This window comes from Marinobacter gelidimuriae, assembly GCF_000372805.1.
Taxonomy (GTDB): Bacteria; Pseudomonadota; Gammaproteobacteria; order Pseudomonadales; family Oleiphilaceae; genus Marinobacter; species Marinobacter gelidimuriae.
This window is the reverse complement of sequence record NZ_KB889828.1, coordinates 151,505-174,566: the sequence shown is the minus strand read 5'-3', so window position 1 is coordinate 174,566 and position 23,062 is coordinate 151,505. Positions and strand designations below refer to the sequence as shown.

The window sequence follows — 23,062 nt, the reverse complement described above, 5'->3', positions numbered from 1 at the left end:
AGTCCTTCAAAGGTCAGCGAAATCTGCCCCGTCCACTTCGCCAAGAAGGAAGGCATTACGCATCGACCGATTAANCCGAGTCAAAAGCGCCGGGTTGATGGTGCTTTCCACATCCAGAACGTGAATGCCTACGACAGCCGGCTGAAGAGCTGGATGATGCCTTTTCAGGGTGTGGNCACGAAATACCTGGCGAACTATCTGGGCTGGCGCCGCCTGCTTGAACGCTACAAAACGCAGCTCAATCCATTGATTTGTCTGGGTGAGTCACTGGGCTACAGGTCCGGGCAACAGCTAACTTAGACATAGCCATAAAAAAGCCAGCGATTCAATCGCTGGCTTTTTACTAGCACCACTTGGCGCAAACCCTCAGCCACACATAAGGCGAGTGGCTTGGGCTTAATGCCCGGTTTTTTGTGAACCGTGTAAAGCAATACGCTTTTAGCCGCCGTAAGCTTTGATGGCGTCAACAATGGCTTTTTTCGCAGCCGCTGCGTTGTCCCAGCCTTGGATTTTCACCCATTTTCCGGCTTCCAGCGCTTTGTAGTTTTCAAAGAAGTGATGAATCTGGTTGCGCAGCAGTTCGGGCAAGTCAGTCACGTCTTGTACGTTGGCGTAAGCCGTGGTCAGCTTGTCGTGGGGCACTGCGACCAGCTTGGCGTCGCCGCCGGCTTCGTCTTCCATGTTCAGTACGCCTACCGGGCGACAGCGAATCACACAGCCAGCCTGAATCGGGTAGGGGGTAATGACCAGTACGTCCAGGGCATCACCGTCGTCGGCCAGAGTGTGGGGAATAAAACCGTAGTTGGCCGGGTAGAACATGGGCGTAGCCATAAAACGGTCTACCAGCAAGGCGCCCATGTCTTTGTCCAGTTCGTACTTAACCGGTGAGCTGTTGGCCGGGATTTCAATGGCGACATAGATATCTTCGGGTGCATTTTTGCCGGCAGGGATGTTGTCGAATTGCATCGGGTGGTCCTTCCTGGGTAGGGTTAAAAAGTGAACGCCATTGTACGAAACTGCGCCGCTCTGCGAAACTAAACGTTGGTCTGGCATGGCAACCGGCCTTGGCTGCCATGCCGTTCGAGTGGGTCAGCCGCGCTTGAGAGTCTGTACGCCGGTTTTTGTGCCCAACAGCAGAAGATCGGCGGGGCGGCGGGCAAACAGGCCGTTGGTGACCACACCTACAATCTGGTTCAGGCGTTCTTCCACCTGAATTGGGCGCGACAGGTCCAGGTTATAGACGTCAATAATGATGTTGCCGTTGTCTGTGGTAAAATCATCGCGGTACACCGGATCGCCGCCAAGTTTCACGATTTCCCGGCCGACGTGGCTGCGGGCCATAGACAACACTTCCAGTGGCAGTGGGAATTCACCCAGAATGTCCACTTTTTTGGACTCGTCGGCAATGCAGATAAACGTCTGCGCCACTTCAGCCACAATCTTTTCCCGCGTTAGCGCGCCGCCGCCGCCTTTGATCAGTTCCAGCTGTTCGTTGACTTCATCGGCGCCGTCTATGTAAAACTCCAGATCTGCGGTGCTGTTCAGCTCATAAACGGGAATGCCGTGGCTTTTCAGGCGTTCAGCGGTGGCTTCGGAGCTGGCCACGGCGCCGTCAAAATCGTTGCGAATGGCCGCCAGCAAATCAATAAAGCAGTTGGCAGTGCTGCCGGTGCCCACACCAATTACGCTGCTGCTGTTCAGGCGGGGGCTGATGTAGTCGATAGCGGCTTTGGCGACCGCTTGCTTCAGTTCGTCCTGGTTCATGGTTGAGCCCGTTGCGGAAAATGAATGGGATGCTTGTAGTATACAGCGTCTGGGCGGGCTGCTTATAGACGGTTGCGGGTAAAACTTTCTACACTACGGGTTCTTCCAGTGATGCCTCACGCCAAATTTCTTTCGAATTACTGGGAATTTCTTTCGAATCATGCCTAATTCATTCTTAAATTACATTGCGGAATCGACATGCCCCAACGCTATATCAAGAAAATACTGAATGCCCGCGTTTACGATGTTGCCAATAAAACGCCGCTGACCGAGGCCGTTAGCCTGTCGCGGCGCTTCGGCAACAACATTTTTTTGAAGCGTGAAGATTTGCAGCCGGTATTCTCGTTCAAGATTCGCGGGGCCTATAACAAGCTGGTGCAGTTGTCGGAGCAGCAGAGGGCCAAGGGGGTAATCTGTGCGTCTGCCGGTAATCACGCCCAGGGCGTGGCCTTGTCGGCAAAAAAATTGGGCATCAAGGCCGTCATCGTAATGCCCCAGACGACGCCGGAGATTAAAGTGAAGTCTGTGCGTGAGCACGGTGCCAAGGTAGTGCTCAGAGGCGACGCTTTCGACGAAGCCGCGGCCCACGCCCACGAGCTGATTGAAAAGCATGGTTACACTTACATTCCTCCCTACGATGACCCAGACGTGATCGCCGGCCAGGGCACGGTCGCCATGGAGTTGTTGTGGCAATTCAGCAAGCCCATCCACGCGGTGTTTATCTGTGTAGGCGGTGGCGGGCTGATTGCCGGTATGGCCGCCTACATAAAATATCTGCGCCCGGAGATAAAAGTGATAGGTGTAGAGCCGGAAGACTCAAACTGCTTGCAGGCAGCAATGAAAGCCGGCGAGCGGGTAATACTGGACGAAGTTGGGATATTTGCCGACGGTGTGGCGGTCAAACAGATTGGTGCCTACCCCTGGGAAATCTGCAAAGATCACGTAGACGAAGTGATCACTGTATCCACCGATGAAATCTGTGCCGCGATCAAAGACATTTTTGAAGACACCCGTTCCATTGCCGAGCCCGCCGGGGCGCTCGGTGTGGCCGGTATTAAAAAATACATAGAATGGGAAAAAATCGAAAACGAAAATCTGATCGCTACGCTCAGCGGCGCCAATATGAACTTTGACCGTCTGCGTTATATTTCGGAGCGCACCGAAATCGGCGAGAAGCGCGAAGCCATCCTGGCGGTGACCATTCCTGAAAAACCAGGCGCCTTCAAAACCTTTATCAACGCTCTGCACAAGCGCAGCATCACCGAGTTCAATTACCGCTACGCGGACAGCAAGCAAGCCACGATATTTGTCGGCATTCAAATTCAGGCCGGTGGCCTGGGTCGCGATGAGCTGGTGCGGGAACTGCGCGAAACCGGTTATTTGGTACTGGACCTGACAGACAGCGACTTGGCCAAGCAGCACGTTCGCCACATGGTGGGGGGGCACGCTCCGGGTATCAGCAATGAAAAAGTGTTTCAGTTCGAGTTCCCCGAGCGTCCCGGTGCCCTGCTGAAGTTTTTGATGTCGCTTGGCACGCGTTGGAATATTTCGATGTTTCATTACCGCAATCACGGTGCGGCGTACAGCCGCGTGCTGTTAGGCGCTGAAGTGGACGATGACGAAGTGAGGGATTTTGAGAAAATGCTTGAGAAGGTCGGTTTCCGCTATGAAAACATGACCGATAACGAAGCCTACCAGCTGTTTCTTGGGGCAGGAAACGGCAACAGCCACTCTAGCTGATTGCGTCGCGGGCGCTGAGTGCCTGCTTGGATCTCTGAGTTACTGAAAGTTAATCTGTCAAAAATTGTAAAATGGCGGAGGAGTGATAGTCTTCCGTCATTCTACTAACGGCGGCATCAGTCCTCCGTTTCCTGTATGGGTTACCACCGCAGTTCCGGAGTTAAGAAATGGGCCGCAAGCCAGATATGATCCGCACCATCGCACTGATATTCGCTGCAGGCCTTATTATTACCGGATTCACCTCGCTGCAAGCGTCTGAACAGAGCCCCCGAGCTGCGGCGCCATGGTATCAGACCACTACCCGATAACGGCCACACTCGGTGACCACCGAGTGTAAAGGCACATCCCAAGGCTCAATCGGTAAGCTGTCCACCCTCTGAAAATCATGAGCCAAGCCAATCAGTTTTGGTGCCAGTTGCGGCCGAATCCGGCTGAAGGCAAATGTGCGGTCGTAAAACCCTCCGCCCATGCCCAGCCTTCCTCCGTGCTCGTCAAACCCTACCAGCGGAAACAATATTGCGTCCATCGCCCAAGCTGGCCGTTTCAGGCCGGCGTTAAACGCAGGTTCCGCAATGCCAAAACGATTGGGGCGCAGGCGGGTGTGCGAAGTGTAAGGGCTGAACACCAGCTTCCCGGGTACTAGCGGATGCAATACCGGTAAGTAAATGCGTATGCCACGGCGACGCGCAGCCTGCATATAGGGCAGCGGGCTGATTTCACCATCGTTTGGACAATAAATGGCAATGTGGCGGGCGCGATAAAGATCTGGGTTGGTTAACAGGCGCTTGGCCAGTTGCTGCGATGCGTGTCTTTGTTGCAAAGGAGACAAGGCATTGCGTTGTTGGCGCAAGTGTCTACGCAACTGATTGCGGGAAGTGTTCTGGTGCGCAGAAGACGATAAAAAAGAGGGGTGGGCGATGTTGTCGCTCAAAATAAAGCTTCCCGGGCTGCCGTTATCGGATGTAGGCCCTTGAACCCGAAGTTCAAGGTCGGTGGCCGCTGTGACATATTAGGCTTTCCCCCGCAGGGGACGTGCACACAATGCCCTAAAGTGGCCACCTGGGTAAAGCGCATCGGCTCGAGGACGTACCCGACGAGCGCACAGTCCAGGAAGGTGATTCTATTATAGGGTCAAGATGGGGGTTTATTGCAAGTGCTCTTGGTTATTCCGTTAAAAAACGCCACTCAATGCTGTTTTATATGCTTTTTTGTTACTTTAGGGCGATGTTTAGCTTGTCGTCCATGGCCTTTAATAAGGTGCTGCTGCCTTCTGACATGGTGTCGCGCTCCAGCATTTCGTTGGTGATATTCAGCGCCGCCATCACCGCAATTCGCTCGGTTCCAAACACCTTACCGCTGTTACGGATCTCCCGCATTTTACGGTCCAAATATCGTGCCGATCGCAACAATGCTTCCTGTTCCTCTTCGGAGCAGGTAACCAGGTATTCCTTGTCGAGAATTTTCACCTCAAACGTAGATTTGGTGGACATTAATGCTGCTCCAGTGCCCGCAGGCGGCCTATCATGGCTTCAAGTTTGGTTTTCGAGAGGTCGTTCTTGTGAACCAGTTGAGCCCGCTCGCGAATCCAGTCTTCCTGGCGACTTTTTAGTGCCTGGTTTTCCAGTTCAAGTTTGCCGTAGCGCTCAAGAAGCTGATCCAGCTTGTCCGCCAACACCTGTACTTCGGGCTGTTCCATGGGGCGCCTGATCTCGATGGGTGATAAGAACTGTCAACTATAAGTGCGCACGGGATACCGGTCAATTTACAGCTCTGTTATCCCCTTTTGGGTAAAGATTTCAGACGTCATCCAATACTTGCCAACCCGGTCGCCAGGCGCTCAGCGCAGGCACCAAACCAATCACCAGTGCAGCAACCGGCACCGCTGCCAGCAGAACCCACTCGACCTGATTCAGTGGGCGCAGTGTGAGCAAGACGCCGTAGTTAGCTTGCAGCCAAGGGCTGACGGCGGCTATACCGGCAGCGCCCAGCGCCAACGCTAAAACGCAGGCCAGCAGCGCAATTGCCAATGATTCCAGCAGATACAGGCTGGCAATTAAACCCGCAGAGGCGCCGGTTGCACGAAGTATGGCGATTTCGGCTGATCGCTGGGCCTGTAACGTCAGCAGCACCGTGGCCAGGCTAATCAGACATACCACGACCACAAAGCCGGTGATGCCCAGTAGCGCTTTTTCAAACTGGCCCAACAGGCGCCAGAGCTCGCTCAGGGCAACGCCGGGCAGTATCGCGGTTAGCGGCTCTTTACCATAGGTGTTGATGTCGCGCTGGATACGAAAGGTCAGTACTTTGCGTTCTACGCCGGCAAATGCGGCGGTAATGGTAACTATTCAGCTCAAAAAACCTGTGAAAGTTCTTGACAGGGTTTTTGCTTGAATCTCCTCACCTTATCGGCATACGCACCGATGCTACTAGACAGGCCATAAGCGACGACAGGAGAGCGATTGAAGGGCTGTAATGATCGATGACGATCACGGGGCAGCCCCGGTTTTTTTAATCGCCGTATAAGAGCGCTCAGAGCCAAAAATGTTGCCCTGAAAACCCGTGCGATAATGGCTGTCTTACAAAGCCATCCCGGTGGGGGCAGACATTGAAAATAGACACTATCGACATTGATTCGGCCATCGCCTCCGTCAAGAACCTTCTTGAGAAAGAGCGTGACCTGTCGCCTTCATTCAAGGCCGCTCTGGAAGTGCTGCTCGTTTTGGTGGCGCTCCTGCTTAACCGCACGACGCTCAATAGTAAAAATAGTCGTAAGCCGCCCTCAACGGATCCGAACCGTGACACATCTTCCAGAAAGGGTTCCAGCAATAGAAAGCCTGGCGGACAGAAGGGGCGTATCGGAACCACCTTGCAGCAGGTCGATGATCCTGACGCCGTGAAAGAGCTGAAAGTCGATCGACGCTCTCTGCCAAAAGGACGGCGGTATCAAGAGGACGGTTATGAAACACGGCAGGTCATCGATATTGATATCGCGCGATTCGTGACTGAATACCGAGCACAGGTTATTAAAGACGACCAGGGGAATCGATGTGTTGCTGCCTTTCCGGACAGGGTCAATCGGTCGGTTCAGTATGGCATCGGCATCAAGGCCAATGCGGCTATATGTCGCAGTTTCAGCGGTTGCCCTATGACCGAATCCGTGACCACTTTCAGGAGCAGATGGGTATTCCGGTCAGTGCCGGCTCTGTCTTCAATTTCAACAAAGAGGCCTACGAGAAGCTGGATCATTTCGAGCGGTGGGCGAAAGCTCAGCTCGCCAAGTCTGATCTCATGCAGGTTGATGAGACCGGCATCAACCTGAACGGGAAGCGCCACGGGTTGCACTGCGCGTCCAATAGCGCATTGACGCTGCTCTACCCCCACACCAAGCGTGGCACCGAGGCCATGGACGAGATGGGCGTCTTGCCCTTCTTCTTGCCAGCCACTGACGCTGAACGGTGGCGACAGCGCTATCGACAACGTCTCGAAGAAGCAGATATCGAATGTCCACCTCCCGATGAGAGCCTGCGAGAGGCAGGGAAACGCGGCAGGCTAAAACGATCAAAAGCCCGAAACTTGCTGGAAAGGTTGCGAAACTTTGAGAACGACCTGCGCATGACGAAAGTGCAGCAGAAAATATCCGGTTGTTTTCGATCCATGACGGGGGCGAAGATCTTTTGTCGCGTTCGCAGTTACCTGTCAACGTGTCGCAAGCAGGGGGTATCAGCCACAGAGGCTCTGGCTTTACTCTTTCAGGGTAAAAGCCCTGCGTTTATGGATACCGATGAGACTCTATTTTAATGATCATGGTGGATATGAGCTGAATAGTTACATGGATTTTAGAGATGTTAAAGGGTTGCGGGATGTCATGACTGGTTCCTGTAAGGTTATGTTATAACATCTTCGAGCGAGTGTGATGAAAAAGCAACAGAAAGTGCCATGCAGGCGCTGCAATGCTAGGATAATGGTAATCTTTATTATTCATCTATCAGGGTTTTTTCATGTCTTTATCCGATGCTTCCGCTGCTCCAAATATCGAGATTTCTGCGGAATTCGAGCGCTGGGCCAATGTGTTTTTGGCGCACAAAGCGTTCAGCCACCCGTCTGAGTTACACGGCGTGCTGTGTGGTCGTTTCGCCGCCGGTGGGCGTATGCAAGAAGATGAGTGTGCCACCACGGTGTGCGAACATGTCGGGCTGGCTTCGACAGCGTTGGAAGAGTCGCCTGAGCTTAGGGTGTTCGCCGCGGGTATTTACCAGCAAGCCCTGGCGCAGCTCAGCAGTATGGATATGAGCTTTCAGCCCCTGCTGCCAGATGATGACTATGCGCTTGAGCAAAGGCTGGAATCATTAATTTCGTGGGTGCGCGGCTTCCTGGCGGGTATGGCACTGGCGGCGGGTGAGTCGCTTGGCGAGGCGCCGGAGGAAATCCGCGAGCTGATGGAAGACATGGTCGCGATCAGCCAGCTGTCTGACGAAGAAGACGCCAGCGAAGAAAACGATCAGCAGCTGGTAGAAATTACCGAGTATGTCAGGTTGGGTGCGCTGGCGGTGTTTACCGAGTTTAACGAGCCGGAGCAACCGGCCAAGACGCCCCCCACTCTTCATTAAGATTCACTAAAGCCGGTTGGAGACTGTATGACGTCGATGATACCTGTAAAGGAATTTGCGGAACGTCGCCGCAAGCTGATGGACCACATGGCTCCGGATAGTATTGCCATTCTGCCTTCGGCGCCGGAACGCGTGCGTAATCGCGACGTTTTGCATCCGTTTCGCCAAGACAGCGATTTTTATTATTTAACCGGCTTTGGTGAGCCCGAGTCGGTGCTGGTGTTGATTCCCGGGCGCGTTCATGGTGACTCGGTGTTGTTCTGCAAAGAGCGCGACCCGTTGAAAGAACAGTGGGACGGCTTTTTAGTGGGCCAGGAAGGTGCCGTTGAGCGCTATGGCTTGGACGACGCTTTCCCGATTGGTGACATCGACGACATCCTGCCGGGTTTGATTGAGGGCCGCAGCCGCATTTATTACCCGCTGGGAAAAGACCGTGGTTTTGACACCCGTGTGATGGACTGGGTAAAAGTGATTCGCAGCAAAGTGCGCACCGGTGCTCGTCCTCCCGGCGAATTTGCGGCCGTGGAGCATCTTCTGCACGATTTGCGACTTTATAAAAGCGCGAATGAAATCAAAGTGATGGCCAAGGCCGGCGAAATCTCAGCCCAGGCCCACTGCAACGCCATGACACTCGCCCGCGAGGGGCTGAGTGAATACCATCTCGAAGCCGAACTGATTCATACGTTCCGCCAGCACGGCACCCGCGAGACGGCTTACCCGTCCATCGTTGGTGGCGGCGTGAACGGCTGTATTCTGCATTACATCGAAAACAGCGAGCCCCTGAACAACGGTGACCTGGTGTTGATCGACGCCGGCTGCGAACTGGAATGCTATGCCTCTGATATTACCCGCACCTTTCCGGTGAGCGGTCGGTTCAGCGAGCCGCAAAAAGCGCTTTACGACGTGGTGTTGACTGCCCAGTACGCTGCGATTGATGCCGTGCGCCCCGGCAATCACTGGAACCAGCCCCACGAAGCGGCTTTGAATGTGCTTACCCAGGGCCTGATTGATCTGGGCCTGATTGCGGGGCCACTGGATGACGCCATTGCCAATGAAACTTTCAAGCCGTTTTTCATGCACCGCACCGGCCATTGGTTAGGGTTGGATGTGCACGATGTGGGTGACTATAAGGTGGGTGATGCCTGGCGTCAGCTGGAGCCGGGCATGGTCATGACGGTGGAGCCCGGGCTGTACGTGTCACCGAATAACACCGACGTGGATGAGCGCTGGCGCGGAATTGGCATTCGCATTGAAGACGACGTGGTGGTCACCAAAGACGGCTGCCGCGTGCTGACTGACGGTGTGCCAAAAACAATCGACGATATTGAAGCATTAATGGCGGGCTGAGCGTGACGGTAAACGATACGGATACCGATGTCCTGATTGCCGGCGGAGGTCTAGCCGGAGCGACCTTGGCTTTGGCGCTGGCACGCATGGTGCCGCAACTGCGTGTCACCGTGGCAGAGACTTTCCCCCTTGCCAGCAACGCTGAGCCAAGCAGCTACCAGCCCAGCTACGATACGCGGTCCACCGCCTTGGCCTGGGGTTCCAGGCTGATTTATGAGCAGCTTGGTTTGTGGCCTGCATTGGCCCAGCACGCCGCCCCAATACGTCACATTCACGTATCGGATCGCGGTCATTTTGGCGCCGCCCGTCTGCACGCCGCAGAATACCGCCAGGATGCGCTGGGCTACGTGGTGGATAACCGCTGGATGGGCTTGTGTCTGGTGCGTGAGCTGTTAAAAACGCAGGTGCAATGGTTGGCGCCGGCGGAGGTGACTGACATGACCTGCCACGGCGACAATGTGCGCGTGACGGTAACCACCGCAGGTGAAACCAGGGAACTGAGCGCGCGCTGCCTGGTGGTGGCTGACGGCGGCCGTTCCGATTTGCGTGAGCGCCTGGGGTTTCAGGTTCGGCACCAGCCCTACGGCCAGAATGCGTTGATTGCTAACGTAACCACCGCCGACAGTCATCAGTTTGCTGCATACGAGCGCTTCACCGACAGCGGCCCCATGGCGTTGCTACCCCATGGCTCGCCAACGCGCGCGAGCCATCAGTCAGCGCTGGTGTGGACCTTATCGGATTCCGAGCTGGAAGAGGTGTTGGCCATGCCAGACGCCGACAAATGCATGCGTTTACAGCAACGATTTGGCTGGCGCCTGGGGCGCTTCATCCGCATTGGCGAATGCAATCATTACCCGCTGGCGCTGGTGCTGGTAGACAACCCGGTGCGTCCGGGCGTTGCATTGGTGGGCAACGCCGCCCACAGTTTGCACCCGGTGGCGGGCCAGGGTTTCAATCTGGCCCTGCGCGGATTGATGACGCTGGTGGAGCAATTCCGCCTGGCCAGTGAGCAATACCGCAACCCCGGCGAGCTTGCGGTATTGCAGCGTTACCAGCAATTACACCAGAGCGATCGCGTGCAAACCGCTGGTTTTTCTGACTCCCTGATTCAGATTTTTGGCTCGCCACTGCCACCGCTCGCGGCGGCCAGAGATGCCGGTTTAATGGGGTTAGACCTACTGCCCGCAGCAAAACGCTGGTTCGCAGGGAACGCCATGGGCCTGGGCGGTCGCAAAGCCCGCATTCAGCGCCCCGGTTCCCATAACAGCAAGGCGTTGAGCCATGACTGAAGCGCACAGCTCACAAACGCCCGCCGTGGCGGACATTATGATTGTTGGTGGCGGTATGGTGGGGGCGGCCTTGGCTTTGGGGTTGGCGCAACAGGGTTGGCAAGTTGTTCTGGTTGAGTCCAGTCCCCTGGCAAAGTTGCAGGCCGCTGCGCAGCCGGTGACCGGTGTTGATGATTTCGAACCCCGTGTGAGCGCCATCTCCATGGCCAGCCAGCGGTTGCTGGAAGGGCTTGGTGCCTGGGCGGAAGTGGCCGCGGGGCGTCACTGCCCGTACCAGATGATGACCGTGTGGGACGCCGAAGGCACGGGTCGCATCGAATTCGACGCCGCTGAGATGCGCGCCGAAGCGCTGGGCACGATTGTCGAAAACCGCCATATTGTGAGGGCCTTGTTTAACGCTTTGGAAGCCAGCCCGGCAACCATTTTTAGCGGCGCCAAGGTTGCTGACTGGCTGGCGAACGGGCCGGACGGGGAGGGTGGAAATGCACCCGGTATTCGCCTGGAAGATGGCCAGCACCTGCGGGCGCGATTGGTGGTAGCGGCAGACGGCGCGCAGTCGCGGTTGCGTCAGTTAGTAGGCTTGCCCACCCGCGAATGGGATTATGATCAACAGGCCATTGTGGCCACGGTGCGCAGCAAACAGGTGCACCAGTACACCGCGCGGCAAAGTTTCTCCCGCACTGGCCCGCTGGCATTGCTGCCGTTGCAGGCTGACAACGGCGACGAACATTTCTGTTCGATTGTGTGGTCTCAGGACACGCTTGAAGCCCGGCGCCTGATGGCGCTGGATGACGTCGCTTTCAATGCCGAACTGGCGAGGGCAATCGAGCTGCCGGAGGATTCGGTTGAAGCGATTTCCCGTCGCTTTGCCTTTCCTCTGCGCCAGCGCCACGCCATGGATTACACAGCGCCGGGCTTCGCGCTGGTGGGCGACGCCGCGCACAGTATTCATCCGCTGGCGGGCCAGGGTGCCAACCTGGGTTATGGCGACGTGGCGGTATTGCTGGAGGAATTAAAGCGTGCCCGCAAGCTGGGCCTGAACCCCGGCGATGCGCTGGTGCTTGGGCGCTACCAGCGCCGCCGCAAATCGGAAAATTTGACCATGATGGCAGCCATGGAAGGTTTGAAGCAGCTGTTTGGCCGCGACGAACTGCCGTTACGGTGGCTGCGCAATCAGGGCATGAACTGGCTTAACCAGTTGGCACCCCTGAAAAACCGGCTGGCCGCCGAAGCCATGGGGCTAAAGGACTAAACCTTTTAAAAAGCCGGAAGCCCAGCAAAGCTGAGGGTTAGGCAAGCTTACACGCAACCGTCAAACAACCGGCTGACCAGCACAGGTACCGCGGTTTCTACCCGTAGTATACGTTGGCCCAGATGTACAGCCTGGCACCCTGCCTGCTGCAGTTTATTCACTTCGTAATCGGTGAAGCCACCTTCGGGGCCAATGCAAAGGGCCGCCGGGCCTGGCAGGTGCACAGGGCAAGGCTGTGCACTGCCGGGATGTGCCACCAGTGCCTGTTTGCAGGCCAGAAGCGCCGGTAGCTCGTCTTCCACAAAGGGCTTGAACAGTTTGCGAATGTGCACTCTTGGCATCAATGTGTCGCGAGCTTGCTCCAACCCCAGCACCAAGTTGTCATGCAACGCCGGCTCTTGCAGCCATGGGGTCTGCCAAAAGCTCTTTTCTACTTTGTAGCTGTTGATCAGCCACAGTTCTTTTATGCCCAGGGTAGCGCAGGTTTGTAGAGTGCGACGGAACATTTTTGGCCGTGGCATGGCCAGCATCAGTGTAAGTGGCAGAGGTTTTGGCGGGGCTTGGTCAAGGCTGACGTGAAGTTCGGCGTAGTGCGCGGTCAGGTTTGTAACCCGGCCCACACCAATATTGCCGTTCACTTGGCCCACCGGCACGCTATCGCCCACGGCGATTTTACGAATGCTGCGCAAATGTTCCAGGCGACGATCGCTCAAGCGCACGGTATCGGTAGAAATGAAATCCGCGGCGAACAGCAGAGCCAGATTCATTCGCTGCCGGGCTCTTTTTCCTCGCCGGTACCCGCAACTTTGCGCTTCATCAAGCGGCCGAACAGGATGCCGAGCTCAAACAAAATCCACATGGGCAGCGCCAGCAAGGTTTGCGAGATAATGTCCGGCGGGGTCAGCAGCATGCCGATAACAAAGCAACCAACCACCACATAAGGGCGCTTGGCCGCCAAGTCATCCGGCGTGGTGATGCCGGTAATAATCAGCAGAATGGTGGCAATTGGAATCTCGAACGCCACGCCAAAGGCAAAGAACATTTTCAACACGAAATTCAGATAGCTGGTGATGTCTGGCAGTTCCACAATGCCCTCAGGGCCAACCGAGGTAAAGAAACCGAAAACCAGTGGAAACACCACGTAGTAGGCAAAAGCAGCACCCAGATAGAACAGCAGCACTGACGAAAAAAGCAGTGGAAAGGCTATTTTTTTCTCATGGGTGTACAGGCCCGGGGCAATAAAGCTCCAAAGCTGGTACAGAATGACCGGGATGGCGGCAAACACCGCCAGCACCAGGGCCAGCTTCAGAGGGGCAAAAAACGGCGAGGTAACATCGGTGGCAATCATGCTCTGGCCCACCGGCAGCAGGCTGCGGATAGGTTCAGACAACCAAAGGTAAAGTTCGTTGGCAAACGGGTAAATAAAGGCGAAACACACCACCACCGCCAGCACCATCTTCAGCAGGCGGTTACGCAATTCCAGTAGATGTTCAATCAGCGGCATTTCAGGCTGGTCGGGCACGTGGTTAGTGGCCCCGGTCTGTTCTGTCATGAACGCGTATCCGAAGCATCCCCAGAAATGGGGGAAGGTTTGTTAAGGTCGACCAGGCTTTCTGGGGCTTTTCCCAGCGAGCTGTCGGCGGGTTTTGCGATGGAGGGTGTTCCATCTTCGTCCCACAGCTCAGACAGCGCAGACGTTACGTTGCGGTTGGCCTGATCCAACTGGTTCTGCACCGGTTTGACCATGTTTTCGTATTTTTTAGCTTCATCCAGAGCATCACGGACAGTTTTCTGAACATCTTTTAGGCCAACATCGCCAGCTTTGCGCAGCTCCTGGCGCAAGTCTTCGGCCTTTAGCTCACGGTCAAGCTCCGAGGTAAACTGGCTCATCATACGGCGCGCAGACCCTATCCAACGCCCGGCAGCGCGCGCAGCCGAGGGCAAGCGCTCGGGCCCTAGCACCAGCAAAGCAATAACGCCGCAGATCAGTAGCTCAAGAAAGCCGATATCAAACATTCAGCGGGCTCTCCAGCGAATTCTCAGCTTTGGGTTTTATCCCGGGTTTTGTCGTCCGCAGCGGACTGCTGAAACTGTGCGCTGTCTTTCTCCTCCAGGTTATCCGGATTGGAGGTGTCGGTTTTACCATCGTTATCGGTCATGGACTTTTTAAAACCACGAATGGCGCCGCCAAGATCGGTACCGATATTGCGCAGTTTTTTAGTTCCGAACAGCAAAATAACAATGCCAAGTACAATAAGAAGTTGCCAAATACTGATGCCCATGGTGAATCCTCGTTCAAATGTTGGCAGTGGCCGCTATTGTACGCCACTGGTGGCACTGTAAAAAACCTCTTGTGAGGTAGATACCCCTATTCCTGGCGCGACGCTTTTTCTTCCAGGCCCGACAGATCGAATCGCCGTGCCAGTTCGCGAGTAATGTCTTCCGGCCCCGCACCCAGGCGTGACAGCATAACCAAGGTGTGAAACCATAAGTCGGCGGTTTCGGCAATCAGCTCGTCGTTGTTTCCACTGTGCTCGGCGTCTTTGGCGGCGAGCAGGGTTTCAGTGCACTCCTCGCCAACCTTTTCCAAAATTTTGTTCAACCCTTTGGCGTGCAAGCTTGCCACATAAGAGCTATCAGGATTGGCGTTCTTGCGGGCTTCCAGCACCTGCGCCAGTTGTTGCAATACGTCACTCACCGTTGGGCTCCCTGGCACTTTTTGCTGTGTTGTAAATGGCGCTTGGGTCTTTCAGTACCGGCTCTACGCTTTGCCATTGGCCGTGTTGCAGTGATTGGTAAAAGCAACTTCGCCTGCCAGTGTGACAGGCAATCCCGCCTTTTTGTTCGACCTTCAGCAAAATTACATCGGCGTCGCAGTCCAGGCGGATATCCTTTATCACTTGCTGATGGCCCGAACTTTCGCCCTTGCGCCAGAGTTTACCGCGGGACCGTGACCAATACACGGCCTGGCCTTCGGTAACGGTAAGCTGCAGCGATTCGGCGTTCATCCAGGCCATCATCAGTATGTCGCCGCTGTCGGCATCCTGAGCGATGGCGGGTACCAGGCCGTCTGCTGTCCAGCGGATGGTGTCAAGCCAGGCTGGCTGGCATTCATTGGCAGGTGTTTGCTCCATGGGTTCAGTCCTGAAAGCGGGTTAACGGCTGCCGCGCAATACCAGCGCGCCAGCGGCAATAAACAATATCCAGCTCCACACCGGCAAACCGCTGAGCCATTGTTGGCTGGGTGGATGGCTGGCGGCAATCGCAGTTGCGGCTAACAACGCCGCTATACAGCCCCGGCGCCAACGCCGTTCGCTGCGCAACTGCTGTTCTCTCAATAGCGCCAGAGTGTCGCGATTTTGCTGTTCGGTGGGGCCCGCGCCTCGTAGCTGCAATAATGCATCGTGAATCAGCTGCGGCATCTCCGGAGACTGTTCCAGCCAAGCCGGAAAGTGGGTCTGCAAGGTTTTCAAAAACCCGGATGGCCCAATACGCTTGCGCATCCATTGCTCCAAGTATGGTTGCGCAGTGCTCCACAGGTCCAGATCCGGATAGAGCTGGCGGCCAAGACCCTCAACATTCAGCAGGGTTTTTTGCAGCAGCACCAGCTGAGGCTGTACTTCCATGTTGAAGCGGCGGGCAGTCTGAAACAGGCGCAGCAGAAAGTGGCCAAAGGAAATTTCTTTCAGTGGACGCTCGAAAATTGGTTCGCACACGGTGCGAATAGCCGCTTCAAATTCGTTAACCCGGGTTTCCGGTGGTACCCATCCGCTTTGAATGTGTAACTGCGCCACCTGGCGATAATCGCGGCGAAAAAATGCTAGCAGGTTGCGGGCCAGATAGCTTTGGTCGTCTGGGGACAGGGTGCCGACAATACCAAAATCAATGGCGATGTACTGGGGGTCGGCAGGGTTGGAAATATCCACAAAAATGTTGCCGGGGTGCATGTCGGCGTGAAAAAAACTGTCGCGGAACACTTGGGTGAAAAAGATTTCCACGCCTTTTTCGGCCAGCACTTTCATATTCACGCCGGCGGCGTTCAGCGTAGCAACGTCCGCAATGGGCACGCCGTGAATACGCTCCATGACCAGCACCTGCTTGCGGGTGAAGTCCCAGTCGATAAAGGGAATGTAGATCAACGGCGAGTTGTCGAAATTACGCCGCAGCTGACTAGCGTTGGCGGCTTCACGCTGCAGGTCAAGCTCGTCGTGAATGGTGGCGTCGTAGTCAGCGACCACTTCCAACGGATGCAGGCGTTTGCCTTCTACCCAGTATTTTTCAAGCAGGCCGGCCATCAGGTACATCAGGCTGAGGTCTTGACGGATGGTTTTTTCAATGCCCGGACGCAGCACTTTCACCACCACTTTCTGGCCGTTTTTCAGCGTGGCTGCGTGCACCTGAGCCACCGATGCAGACGCCATGGGGTCTGCGCTGAATTCGGCAAACAGCTCGGTGACCGGCGCGCCTAGCGCGCGCTCTATAATGTCACGGGCGCTATCGCTTGGAAACGGTGGCACTTTGTCTTGCAAGGTTTTCAGCGAGTCGGCCATGTCGTCCGGCAGCAAGTCGCGCCGGGTAGACAGTATCTGGCCGAATTTGACAAACACCGGCCCCAGCTCTTCCAGGGCGATGCGCAAACGGTCACCGCGGTCGAGCTTGGGTTGCGGAAACAGATGCCAGGGGGCCAGTATGAAAATGACTTTCAGCACTGGCGGTAGCTCGGCCAGGGGCAGAAAAATATCCAGTCGGTAGCGGCAGAATACCCAAAATATCCGAAACAGGCGTTGCAGACGGCTCACGAATTCTCCTGTTTTTCAGACGATTCAGACGGGAGAGAGGGCGGCTGGCTCTGGGGCAGGAACTCAACGCGGGCGGCCAGGCGCTCAACCCGAAGGCTCAGGGCGTCTATATCCTGAAAGCTGGCCTCAAGCTCGCGGCGGCCGGGTAAGGCGCCGGTTTCTTCGTGCAGGTATTCTTCCAGATTGCTGGCCATGCTCTGTCGCGCATCACGGCTCCACTTCACGCCATTGCGTAAGCGTTTGGCCAGAAAATGCGCGGGCACATCGCCCAGATGGCGAGCCATGGCCGCCTCCCAATCCGGATTCAATTGTTCAATAGCACGCTGAAACTGATGCGCCAGAGCGGTGTCGCCGCTGATGCTCAAACGGCCGTCTTGAATGGCGCCTGTGTCGCCGCTGGTCATGGCATAAAATGCCATAGCCGGCCCACCAATCACCAGCCCGGGCTGAGTGGCCGGCTGGCTGCCCACCAACACGCCTTTGGCGCCTTGGGTCAGGGTAAGGGTTAATGCGGTGGGCGCCGTCAGGTCAAACTGTACCGGGGCCGTCAGCGCTGCCAACAACGATTTGCGGCCGGCCGGGTCAAACTCCAGGGCTTGGTTCAGCGCCGTTTCAACAATGGCGCTGGCAGCGCTGAGCAGGGTAGGGCCAGGGAACATCAGGGTTTGATTCCCACGTGCAGGGCCACAATGCCACCGGTCATATTGTGGTATTTGCAGTTGGCGAAGCCGGCGGTTTCCATCATCGCTTTGAGAGTGTCCTGGTCTGGATGCATACGGATGGATTCCGCCAGGTATTTGTAGCTCTCGCTGTCGCCGGCAATCAACTTGCCCATAAACGGCAAAGCGGTGAATGAGTAAGTGTCATAGGCCTTGCTTAGCAGCGGGTTAGTGGGCTTGGAAAATTCCAGCACCATCAGTTTACCACCGGGTTTTAGTACCCGAGCCATGTCCCTCAGGGCCTGGTCTTTGTCGGTCACGTTGCGCAGACCGAAGGCGATGGATACGGCATTAAAACTGTTGTCCGGAAATGGCAAGTGTTCAGCATCGGCCTGCACGTATTCAATGTTGCCAGCGTAGCCGCGGTCTGCCAGGCGGCTGCGACCGACTTTCAACATGGAGGCGTTGATGTCGGCCAGCACCACTTTGCCACTGGGCCCGACCAAATCTGAAAACTTCATAGTCAGGTCACCGGTACCGCCTGCGATGTCCAGTACCTGGTGCCCCGGGCGCACGCCGGAGAGCTCAATCGTGAAGCGTTTCCACAGGCGATGAACGCCCATCGACATCAAATCGTTCATGAGGTCGTATTTGCTGGCCACGCTGTGAAAAACCTCGGCTACCTGGCCGGCCTTCTGGCTTTTTGGTACATCGCGAAAACCAAAATGGGTAACGTCATCTTTCGGCTTATCCGGTGTTGCGGTGCTGGCTGGCGTTTGCTGCTCGCTCATGGAACTGTCCTGTCAGAATCTGAATCCCGTATTCTAACGTCTGCGGGGTTGGCTACAAGTTTAATACCGCCTTACACTGTAAAACCTGTCATTTCGCGAGAGAAAACTGATTTATGTCCGTTATTGATATTCACCGCACTCACACCATGGACAAACAGCACGCCCGCGAAGCGGCTGAGACCCTGGCCGCCGACCTGTCCAGCCGTTTTAATGTGAATTACGCGTGGGAAGGCGATGTTATGAAGTTCAAGCGCAGCGGAGTGCAAGGCCAGCTCACGATTAATCACGGCGACTTGCACGTCTACTTGGAGCTGGGGCTGCTGTTGCGGCCTATGAAGGGCCGGATTGCACAGGAAATCGAATCCCAGTTAGGTCAGATTATTCGCGTTTGAAGCCGTAAAGCGGCTCGCATCAAAGCGAGGCGGGCAGTTCAAAGGGCTGCAACTGACGGGCGTTATCGCTGTGAACGGCGGTTTCAACCAGGCGCTGGCGATACATGAAAAGGCTCCGGCTGGGCGGTTGAATCGGGGGCGGCAGTGTAACCGAGTAGCGTGACGTGTGCTGAAGTGTCATCAATAGCTATTGGGGACATCAGGCGTCAGCAGTCGCAACCTGCGCTAAATCCGGTATCCATTTTTTGTCATCCAGAATGATAAAGTGACTGGGCGCCGTGGTTTCCACAATCTTCAAGTTTTCGCCACCTTTGCGGGCACTGGCCAGCATGGCGTTGCGGTCGAGCACCCGGTCAGTGGCTGGAATCAGCACAATACCGCGTGTGACGTGCTGGTAAACGCTGGTGTCGGTGCGCTCCATCCAGGCCAGCAGATTGTCGATATTGCGCACAATGGTCAGGTGATCTTTGGTGGCGTGGAACAGTTTTCTGAGCAGTTTTTTCTTGCGCCGGTTCATTTTGCCAAAAAATGTCTGGTTGTAAGCCGAATTGGGAGTGCTGTTCAACAGGCGGACAATCCATGGCCACATACTGGGGCTGAGCGGCTCAAGTAATGCCAGCATCAGTGGGTGAGCGCGGCCCTGGGGCAGTATCGGGGCCTCCAGTACCAGCTCTATATCGCGGTAAAGCTCCGGCCATTGGCGGATAGCTTCCAGTGCCACCGCGGCACCGCGGGAGTGGCCGTGAATGCGCACATTGCTGCTGCCGATAAGGTTGCGCATGGCCTGGTTGAGTATGCATGCATCGTATTCGATGGTGCCGGCCAGATGCTTGATGTCCACCGCCCAGTCGGGCGTCTGCGGCACAACGCCGCTAACGGGCACGTGGTAATTGCTGCAGGTAATCAGGATCAGTTCGGTGGTGGGGGCGTTATAGGCTTGGGTAAAATAGCAGTGATTTTCCATAAAACCGTGTATACACACCACCGTGTTCTCGGCCGGGCCACTGTGATTGCGCACAGAAATCGCACCTTCGCCGATAGAAAATACCTGGCCCGAAAACATCTCGGCGTAAGCGTTTTTGATAGGTTTGATCAGTTTTCGAATATGGCTTGCCTGCATAATCTCTCCTGATCGCTATAGCGAGCGCCCACATTGACAGCACGGTGCCTTGGCTCTGTGCTTATTATAGGCCTGCTGGTAAAGCCGTGCGCAACACTTTTACCCTGCGCCGGGTATAAGCAGGCTCTGGAGGCGCCGGTGGATGTCTGGCACAATATCGCCCTATTCTCACCCTCAGGATTCGCCGAGATTACCGCAACTTAGCCCATCCTATACAAAAGGCAGCGGATTTTGAGCCAGCAAGCTTTGCATTTGATGTTGCCTGCCGACGCAGGCTGGCTGGCTGCCGAACGGCCGGAAAACCCGCTGGTTACCACCGTATTGCTTCGTGTTCAGGGGCTGACGCCTGCTCGCCTGCGCGAATTCTTGCATGTTTACTGGGGTGCCTGGGAGCGTTTTCGTTTTCGCCCGGAACCTTATGCTGGCTATTGGCGCTGGCAGGAAAGTGCCGATTTTGATGTGCGCCAGCATCTGGATATTGTGCTGGACCGTTTTACGGCACCCCAGCAGCAGCCCTGGATAAACGCCGTTATCAGCCAGCCGCTGCCCATTTACCGGCCATTATGGAAATTCTGGTTGGCGCCCAACGCCGTTGGTGGTGGGTTGTTGCTCATGCGGATACACCATTGTTACGCCGATAGCGCTTCGTTGGCGCAACTGCTGGAACAACTGTTCACCGCGTCGCCGCAGCAACACCCGGTACTTTACGGTGCAGCGCACCCGGCAGACCTTGAACGCTGGCTGCAGTGCGCTAAAAATTGGCTGAGTGAGCGTGTTTTTGGTGCCGAGGGCCCTCCGCCCGAAAACGACGCGGTACAGACGGCAGCCGCTGCTGCTGGGCAGCTGCCGGGCACTTTTAGCTCAAGCGCTGCCACGGCGCTTGAGCTAGCGGGCCAGTTAGGCAGTTACCTGGCCCAGCCAGACGACAGCCCCAGCAACCTGAGCAGGCCATTAACCGGCCAGCGCCAGTGCTGTTGGTCGGCGGCGATTCCCGATGCGCGTTTACAGGCGGCGGCCCAGACGCTGGGCGTTAGCAGCCGCGACGTGTTGGCGGCCTGTATAACGGCGGCTTTGCAGACGCAGCTCGGGCTGAGCCCGCAGGCGCTGGAACAGGCCCAAATTAACCTGTTACTGCCAGTGGATGTTCGTTCCCAACTGCCCGCCAGTTTAAGGCCAGCGCTGTCTGAGCCGGGTAATGGCAGTGGCAGTGAGCGGTTGTTGCTGCCAATAGACGGCGACAGTTTTGTGGAACGGGTGTATCGCATAAAACAGGAGGTTCGCCGCCTTCGCGACAGTCTGCAACCGTTGTTAACCTGGGGCCTGACCGCCTGCAGCGCTTTTTTGCCTGAAATGATAAAACAGACGCCACTATGGCCTTTTCCCGCTCGCCCCAGTGCAGCACTGGCCAGCTTCGACGGTGCCGGAGTGGTTCGCTATCTGGCAGGTTGTCGGGTTGACGAACTGGTGGCCTGGAGCCCGCAAATTGCCGATGCGGGAGTCAGCGTGACCGCTTGCCGCTACGCCGGCCAGCTGCGACTGACAGTGGTTGCCGACCATTCTGCCAACCTGGATGTGCAGCGCTTTCAGAGCGATTGTATGGTGGCTTTGAATCAAGCGTTTGTCAGCCATCTGGATAATTGAGCCCCCATAACGTCGCGCATTGTCAAAAAACCTGCTGAGTGTCTACAGTATTGGGATCGGCGCCCCAGGATCTCACATCCTCAAGTGTGCGGCAGAGACCATAATTTCTTCAAGGAGGTTCCATGAGCAATGAACGGGTAGAAAGCGACAGCCTTGGCGAAGTCAGGGTGCCGGAAAACGCACTTTGGGGTGCACAAACCCAACGCGCCATCGAGAACTTCCCCGTCAGCGGGCAACCCATGCCGCCGGCGTTCATCGCCGCCGTGGTGCAGATAAAAAAAGCCGCGGCGGAAGCCAATGCCAGCCTGGCCTTGCTCAATGGCCCGGTTCGCGATGCCATTGTGCTAGCCTGTGACCAGTTGCTGGCCGGTGATTACTATGATCAGTTTCCGGTAGACCGCTACCAGACCGGCTCTGGCACCAGCACCAACATGAATGTTAACGAGGTGATCGCGGCACTGGCCCAGCTCAGTGGTGTGGTGGTTCATCCCAACGACCACGTGAATATGAGCCAGAGCTCTAACGATGTCATCCCGTCGGCTATCCATATCAGCGCGGTGATAGCGATTCACCAGAACCTGGTGCCGGCGCTGACCCATTTACAAGGCGTTCTCTACGAACGCGAAGCCATGTATGGCGAGCAGGTAAAGACCGGTAGAACCCACCTGATGGACGCAATGCCGGTGACCCTGGGCCAAGAGCTTCGTACTTGGCGCGAGCAATTGAAAGCGACACAGGCGCGCATCGAACGTGCAGCAGATGAGCTTCTGGCGTTGCCCCAGGGCGGCACGGCTGTAGGCACCGGGATTAATGCCGTTAGCGAGTTTGCGCCTGAGTTTACCCGCTGCCTGAAAGCCAATACCGGTTTTGGCTTCAAGCCACTAGCCCATAAGTTTGTGGCACAGAGCGCAGTGGACGCGCCGGTGGCGCTGTCGGCGCAGCTGCGTGGGCTTGGCATAGTGCTGACAAAAATCGCCAACGACTTACGCTGGATGAACAGCGGCCCCATTCACGGGTTGTCAGAAATTAGCCTCCCGGTACTTCAGCCAGGCAGCAGCATTATGCCGGGCAAAGTAAACCCGGTAATCCCCGAGTCTGTGGCTATGGTCGGCGCACAAATCATGGGGCTTGATGCCTCTATCGCCTACGCCGGGCAGTCTGGTAATTTTCAGCTCAACGTGATGTTACCGTTGGTAGGTGCCAACCTGCTGGAGATGATTGGCCTGTTAAGCAATGCCAGCAGTCTGCTGGGTGACAAAGCGCTAAAAGGCTTTACCGTAAACGCAGAGCATCTAAACGCAGGTGTTGGCCGTAATCCCGTGCTGGTGACGGCGTTAAACCCCGAAATTGGTTACAGCCTGGCGTCCGAAATTGCCAAAGAAGCCTACGCCAGTGGCCGCCCGGTAATTGATGTGGCTGAAGAGCGCAGTGGTCTCAGCCGCGAGCGGCTTGAGCAGCTTATGGGCCCGTTAAAACTGACCCGCGGCGGGCTGGCAGGATAGCGAGTGTCCATTATGGCTCATTCGTGAACCTACTGAGCTTCTGAGAGTCCGAAGAGCCAGGCGGGACACTAGTGGTCCGCGTGATCAGATTGAACGAACAATAGTCACACAAACAAGCGTATTTGCGGAGGTAGTAGTGACAACATCCTGTAGCGTCCC

General features: G+C 56.0%; 25 protein-coding genes, 1 other RNA gene and 2 pseudogenes. 11 read left to right on the top strand and 17 right to left on the bottom strand.

What is annotated here, in order from left to right:
• Positions 1-300 (top strand): annotated as a pseudogene (locus tag A3OI_RS19080) (hypothetical protein); the annotation flags it as partial.
• Between the two features lie 138 nt (positions 301-438).
• On the opposite strand, the gene ppa reads toward A3OI_RS19080, so the two are convergent.
• Together ppa and rpiA are read right to left on the bottom strand one after the other, a co-directional pair.
• Entirely contained in the window at positions 439-966 is a 528-nt protein-coding gene (gene ppa / locus A3OI_RS0102055) for an inorganic diphosphatase (RefSeq protein WP_018402690.1), read from the bottom strand.
• A 123-nt stretch (positions 967-1,089) separates the two neighbouring features.
• A complete protein-coding gene (gene rpiA, locus A3OI_RS0102050; RefSeq protein WP_018402689.1) occupies positions 1,090-1,764 on the bottom strand; it encodes a ribose-5-phosphate isomerase RpiA in 675 nt (224 codons plus the stop codon).
• A 198-nt stretch (positions 1,765-1,962) separates the two neighbouring features.
• Between rpiA and ilvA the strand changes: the two genes are divergently transcribed.
• Together ilvA and A3OI_RS23030 are read left to right on the top strand one after the other, a co-directional pair.
• Positions 1,963-3,504: a threonine ammonia-lyase, biosynthetic gene (ilvA, locus tag A3OI_RS0102045; protein WP_018402688.1), complete on the top strand. Its 1,542-nt coding sequence runs from the start codon at positions 1,963-1,965 to the stop codon at positions 3,502-3,504.
• A 167-nt stretch (positions 3,505-3,671) separates the two neighbouring features.
• The gene (locus tag A3OI_RS23030; protein WP_018402687.1) at positions 3,672-3,812 is read left to right on the top strand and encodes a hypothetical protein; all 141 of its coding nucleotides are present in this window, start codon (positions 3,672-3,674) and stop codon (positions 3,810-3,812) included.
• On the opposite strand, the gene A3OI_RS0102035 is transcribed toward A3OI_RS23030, so the two are convergent.
• From A3OI_RS0102035 to A3OI_RS19075, 5 genes are all read right to left on the bottom strand, one after another.
• Positions 3,794-4,435, bottom strand: a complete 642-nt coding sequence (locus A3OI_RS0102035) for a 5-formyltetrahydrofolate cyclo-ligase (RefSeq protein ID WP_018402686.1) — start codon at positions 4,433-4,435, stop codon at positions 3,794-3,796. The genes A3OI_RS23030 and A3OI_RS0102035 overlap by 19 nt on opposite strands.
• 4 nt (positions 4,436-4,439) lie before the next feature.
• A non-coding RNA gene (gene ssrS / locus A3OI_RS21435) (6S RNA) lies at positions 4,440-4,620 on the bottom strand.
• Between the two features lie 95 nt (positions 4,621-4,715).
• Positions 4,716-4,994, bottom strand: a complete 279-nt coding sequence (locus A3OI_RS0102030; protein WP_018402685.1) for a cell division protein ZapA — start codon at positions 4,992-4,994, stop codon at positions 4,716-4,718.
• On the bottom strand, positions 4,994-5,200 hold the full coding sequence (locus tag A3OI_RS0102025) for a TIGR02449 family protein (protein ID WP_018402684.1): 207 nt from the start codon (positions 5,198-5,200) through the stop codon (positions 4,994-4,996). The genes A3OI_RS0102030 and A3OI_RS0102025 overlap by 1 nt, the downstream gene beginning before the upstream one ends.
• Positions 5,201-5,300: 100 nt before the next feature.
• Positions 5,301-5,708 carry an FtsX-like permease family protein gene (locus tag A3OI_RS19075; RefSeq protein WP_018402683.1) on the bottom strand — a complete coding sequence of 136 codons (408 nt, stop codon included), beginning with the start codon at positions 5,706-5,708 and terminating at the stop codon, positions 5,301-5,303.
• Positions 5,709-6,109: 401 nt separating this feature from the next.
• Between A3OI_RS19075 and A3OI_RS21430 the strand changes: the two are divergent.
• The 5 genes and pseudogenes from A3OI_RS21430 (at position 6,110) to A3OI_RS0101995 (ending at position 11,999) form a co-directional block, all read left to right on the top strand.
• Positions 6,110-7,302: pseudogene (locus A3OI_RS21430) on the top strand (IS66 family transposase).
• A gap of 200 nt (positions 7,303-7,502) precedes the next feature.
• Positions 7,503-8,111: a UPF0149 family protein gene (locus A3OI_RS0102010; protein ID WP_018402681.1), complete on the top strand. Its 609-nt coding sequence runs from the start codon at positions 7,503-7,505 to the stop codon at positions 8,109-8,111.
• A 27-nt stretch (positions 8,112-8,138) separates the two neighbouring features.
• A complete protein-coding gene (gene pepP / locus A3OI_RS0102005; RefSeq protein ID WP_018402680.1) occupies positions 8,139-9,458 on the top strand; it encodes a Xaa-Pro aminopeptidase in 1,320 nt (439 codons plus the stop codon).
• 2 nt (positions 9,459-9,460) lie between these two features.
• The gene (gene ubiH, locus A3OI_RS0102000) at positions 9,461-10,747 is read left to right on the top strand and encodes a 2-octaprenyl-6-methoxyphenyl hydroxylase (RefSeq protein WP_018402679.1); all 1,287 of its coding nucleotides are present in this window, start codon (positions 9,461-9,463) and stop codon (positions 10,745-10,747) included.
• Positions 10,740-11,999 carry an FAD-dependent oxidoreductase gene (locus A3OI_RS0101995; protein ID WP_018402678.1) on the top strand — a complete coding sequence of 420 codons (1,260 nt, stop codon included), beginning with the start codon at positions 10,740-10,742 and terminating at the stop codon, positions 11,997-11,999. Before ubiH ends, A3OI_RS0101995 begins: the two co-directional genes overlap by 8 nt.
• Before the next feature lie 47 nt (positions 12,000-12,046).
• Here A3OI_RS0101995 and A3OI_RS0101990 read toward each other — a convergent pair whose 3' ends face one another.
• The 9 genes from A3OI_RS0101990 to ubiE form a co-directional block, all read right to left on the bottom strand.
• On the bottom strand, positions 12,047-12,766 hold the full coding sequence (locus tag A3OI_RS0101990) for a 16S rRNA (uracil(1498)-N(3))-methyltransferase (protein ID WP_018402677.1): 720 nt from the start codon (positions 12,764-12,766) through the stop codon (positions 12,047-12,049).
• Complete coding sequence (tatC, locus tag A3OI_RS0101985; RefSeq protein WP_018402676.1) at positions 12,763-13,551, bottom strand: twin-arginine translocase subunit TatC; 789 nt, start codon at positions 13,549-13,551, stop codon at positions 12,763-12,765. Before tatC ends, A3OI_RS0101990 begins: the two co-directional genes overlap by 4 nt.
• On the bottom strand, positions 13,548-14,015 hold the full coding sequence (tatB, locus tag A3OI_RS0101980; protein WP_018402675.1) for a Sec-independent protein translocase protein TatB: 468 nt from the start codon (positions 14,013-14,015) through the stop codon (positions 13,548-13,550). The genes tatC and tatB overlap by 4 nt, the downstream gene beginning before the upstream one ends.
• A gap of 23 nt (positions 14,016-14,038) precedes the next feature.
• On the bottom strand, positions 14,039-14,281 hold the full coding sequence (tatA, locus tag A3OI_RS0101975; protein WP_007348467.1) for a twin-arginine translocase TatA/TatE family subunit: 243 nt from the start codon (positions 14,279-14,281) through the stop codon (positions 14,039-14,041).
• Between the two features lie 86 nt (positions 14,282-14,367).
• A complete protein-coding gene (locus A3OI_RS0101970; protein ID WP_018402674.1) occupies positions 14,368-14,697 on the bottom strand; it encodes a phosphoribosyl-ATP diphosphatase in 330 nt (109 codons plus the stop codon).
• The gene (gene hisI / locus A3OI_RS0101965) at positions 14,690-15,133 is read right to left on the bottom strand and encodes a phosphoribosyl-AMP cyclohydrolase (RefSeq protein WP_018402673.1); all 444 of its coding nucleotides are present in this window, start codon (positions 15,131-15,133) and stop codon (positions 14,690-14,692) included. The genes A3OI_RS0101970 and hisI overlap by 8 nt, the downstream gene beginning before the upstream one ends.
• A 21-nt stretch (positions 15,134-15,154) precedes the next feature.
• Complete coding sequence (gene ubiB, locus A3OI_RS0101960; protein ID WP_018402672.1) at positions 15,155-16,798, bottom strand: ubiquinone biosynthesis regulatory protein kinase UbiB; 1,644 nt, start codon at positions 16,796-16,798, stop codon at positions 15,155-15,157.
• Entirely contained in the window at positions 16,795-17,457 is a 663-nt protein-coding gene (locus A3OI_RS0101955; RefSeq protein WP_018402671.1) for a ubiquinone biosynthesis accessory factor UbiJ, read from the bottom strand. Before A3OI_RS0101955 ends, ubiB begins: the two co-directional genes overlap by 4 nt.
• A complete protein-coding gene (gene ubiE / locus A3OI_RS0101950) occupies positions 17,457-18,248 on the bottom strand; it encodes a bifunctional demethylmenaquinone methyltransferase/2-methoxy-6-polyprenyl-1,4-benzoquinol methylase UbiE (protein ID WP_018402670.1) in 792 nt (263 codons plus the stop codon). The genes A3OI_RS0101955 and ubiE overlap by 1 nt, the downstream gene beginning before the upstream one ends.
• Positions 18,249-18,361: 113 nt before the next feature.
• Here ubiE and A3OI_RS0101945 point away from each other — a divergent pair, with 113 nt between their 5' ends.
• Entirely contained in the window at positions 18,362-18,640 is a 279-nt protein-coding gene (locus A3OI_RS0101945; RefSeq protein WP_018402669.1) for a polyhydroxyalkanoic acid system family protein, read from the top strand.
• Between the two features lie 199 nt (positions 18,641-18,839).
• Here A3OI_RS0101945 and A3OI_RS0101935 read toward each other — a convergent pair whose 3' ends face one another.
• The gene (locus A3OI_RS0101935; protein WP_018402668.1) at positions 18,840-19,760 is read right to left on the bottom strand and encodes an alpha/beta fold hydrolase; all 921 of its coding nucleotides are present in this window, start codon (positions 19,758-19,760) and stop codon (positions 18,840-18,842) included.
• A 231-nt stretch (positions 19,761-19,991) separates the two neighbouring features.
• On the opposite strand from A3OI_RS0101935, the gene A3OI_RS0101930 reads away from it, so the two are divergent.
• On the top strand, positions 19,992-21,401 hold the full coding sequence (locus A3OI_RS0101930) for a WS/DGAT domain-containing protein (protein ID WP_018402667.1): 1,410 nt from the start codon (positions 19,992-19,994) through the stop codon (positions 21,399-21,401).
• A gap of 122 nt (positions 21,402-21,523) precedes the next feature.
• Positions 21,524-22,903 (top strand): class II fumarate hydratase, encoded by a 1,380-nt coding sequence (locus A3OI_RS0101925; RefSeq protein ID WP_018402666.1) that lies wholly within the window; start codon positions 21,524-21,526, stop codon positions 22,901-22,903.
• The last annotated feature ends 159 nt before the right edge of the window (positions 22,904-23,062 follow it).

What these genes read in the sequence shown, in the direction of transcription:
- A3OI_RS0101945 (WP_018402669.1), top strand. Translation starts at nt 18,362, where the DNA reads ATGTCCGTTATTGATATTCACCGCACTCACACCATGGACAAACAGCAC.
- ilvA (WP_018402688.1), top strand. Translation starts at nt 1,963, where the DNA reads ATGCCCCAACGCTATATCAAGAAAATACTGAATGCCCGCGTTTACGAT.
- A3OI_RS0101995 (WP_018402678.1), top strand. Translation starts at nt 10,740, where the DNA reads ATGACTGAAGCGCACAGCTCACAAACGCCCGCCGTGGCGGACATTATG.
- tatA (WP_007348467.1), bottom strand. Translation starts at nt 14,281, where the DNA reads ATGGGCATCAGTATTTGGCAACTTCTTATTGTACTTGGCATTGTTATT.
- tatC (WP_018402676.1), bottom strand. Translation starts at nt 13,551, where the DNA reads ATGACAGAACAGACCGGGGCCACTAACCACGTGCCCGACCAGCCTGAA.
- A3OI_RS0101925 (WP_018402666.1), top strand. Translation starts at nt 21,524, where the DNA reads ATGAGCAATGAACGGGTAGAAAGCGACAGCCTTGGCGAAGTCAGGGTG.
- A3OI_RS0101955 (WP_018402671.1), bottom strand. Translation starts at nt 17,457, where the DNA reads ATGTTCCCTGGCCCTACCCTGCTCAGCGCTGCCAGCGCCATTGTTGAA.
- rpiA (WP_018402689.1), bottom strand. Translation starts at nt 1,764, where the DNA reads ATGAACCAGGACGAACTGAAGCAAGCGGTCGCCAAAGCCGCTATCGAC.
- hisI (WP_018402673.1), bottom strand. Translation starts at nt 15,133, where the DNA reads ATGGAGCAAACACCTGCCAATGAATGCCAGCCAGCCTGGCTTGACACC.
- A3OI_RS0102030 (WP_018402685.1), bottom strand. Translation starts at nt 4,994, where the DNA reads ATGTCCACCAAATCTACGTTTGAGGTGAAAATTCTCGACAAGGAATAC.
- pepP (WP_018402680.1), top strand. Translation starts at nt 8,139, where the DNA reads ATGACGTCGATGATACCTGTAAAGGAATTTGCGGAACGTCGCCGCAAG.
- ubiE (WP_018402670.1), bottom strand. Translation starts at nt 18,248, where the DNA reads ATGAGCGAGCAGCAAACGCCAGCCAGCACCGCAACACCGGATAAGCCG.
- ppa (WP_018402690.1), bottom strand. Translation starts at nt 966, where the DNA reads ATGCAATTCGACAACATCCCTGCCGGCAAAAATGCACCCGAAGATATC.
- A3OI_RS0101990 (WP_018402677.1), bottom strand. Translation starts at nt 12,766, where the DNA reads ATGAATCTGGCTCTGCTGTTCGCCGCGGATTTCATTTCTACCGATACC.
- A3OI_RS0102010 (WP_018402681.1), top strand. Translation starts at nt 7,503, where the DNA reads ATGTCTTTATCCGATGCTTCCGCTGCTCCAAATATCGAGATTTCTGCG.
- tatB (WP_018402675.1), bottom strand. Translation starts at nt 14,015, where the DNA reads ATGTTTGATATCGGCTTTCTTGAGCTACTGATCTGCGGCGTTATTGCT.
- A3OI_RS0102025 (WP_018402684.1), bottom strand. Translation starts at nt 5,200, where the DNA reads ATGGAACAGCCCGAAGTACAGGTGTTGGCGGACAAGCTGGATCAGCTT.
- A3OI_RS0101935 (WP_018402668.1), bottom strand. Translation starts at nt 19,760, where the DNA reads ATGCAGGCAAGCCATATTCGAAAACTGATCAAACCTATCAAAAACGCT.
- A3OI_RS23030 (WP_018402687.1), top strand. Translation starts at nt 3,672, where the DNA reads ATGGGCCGCAAGCCAGATATGATCCGCACCATCGCACTGATATTCGCT.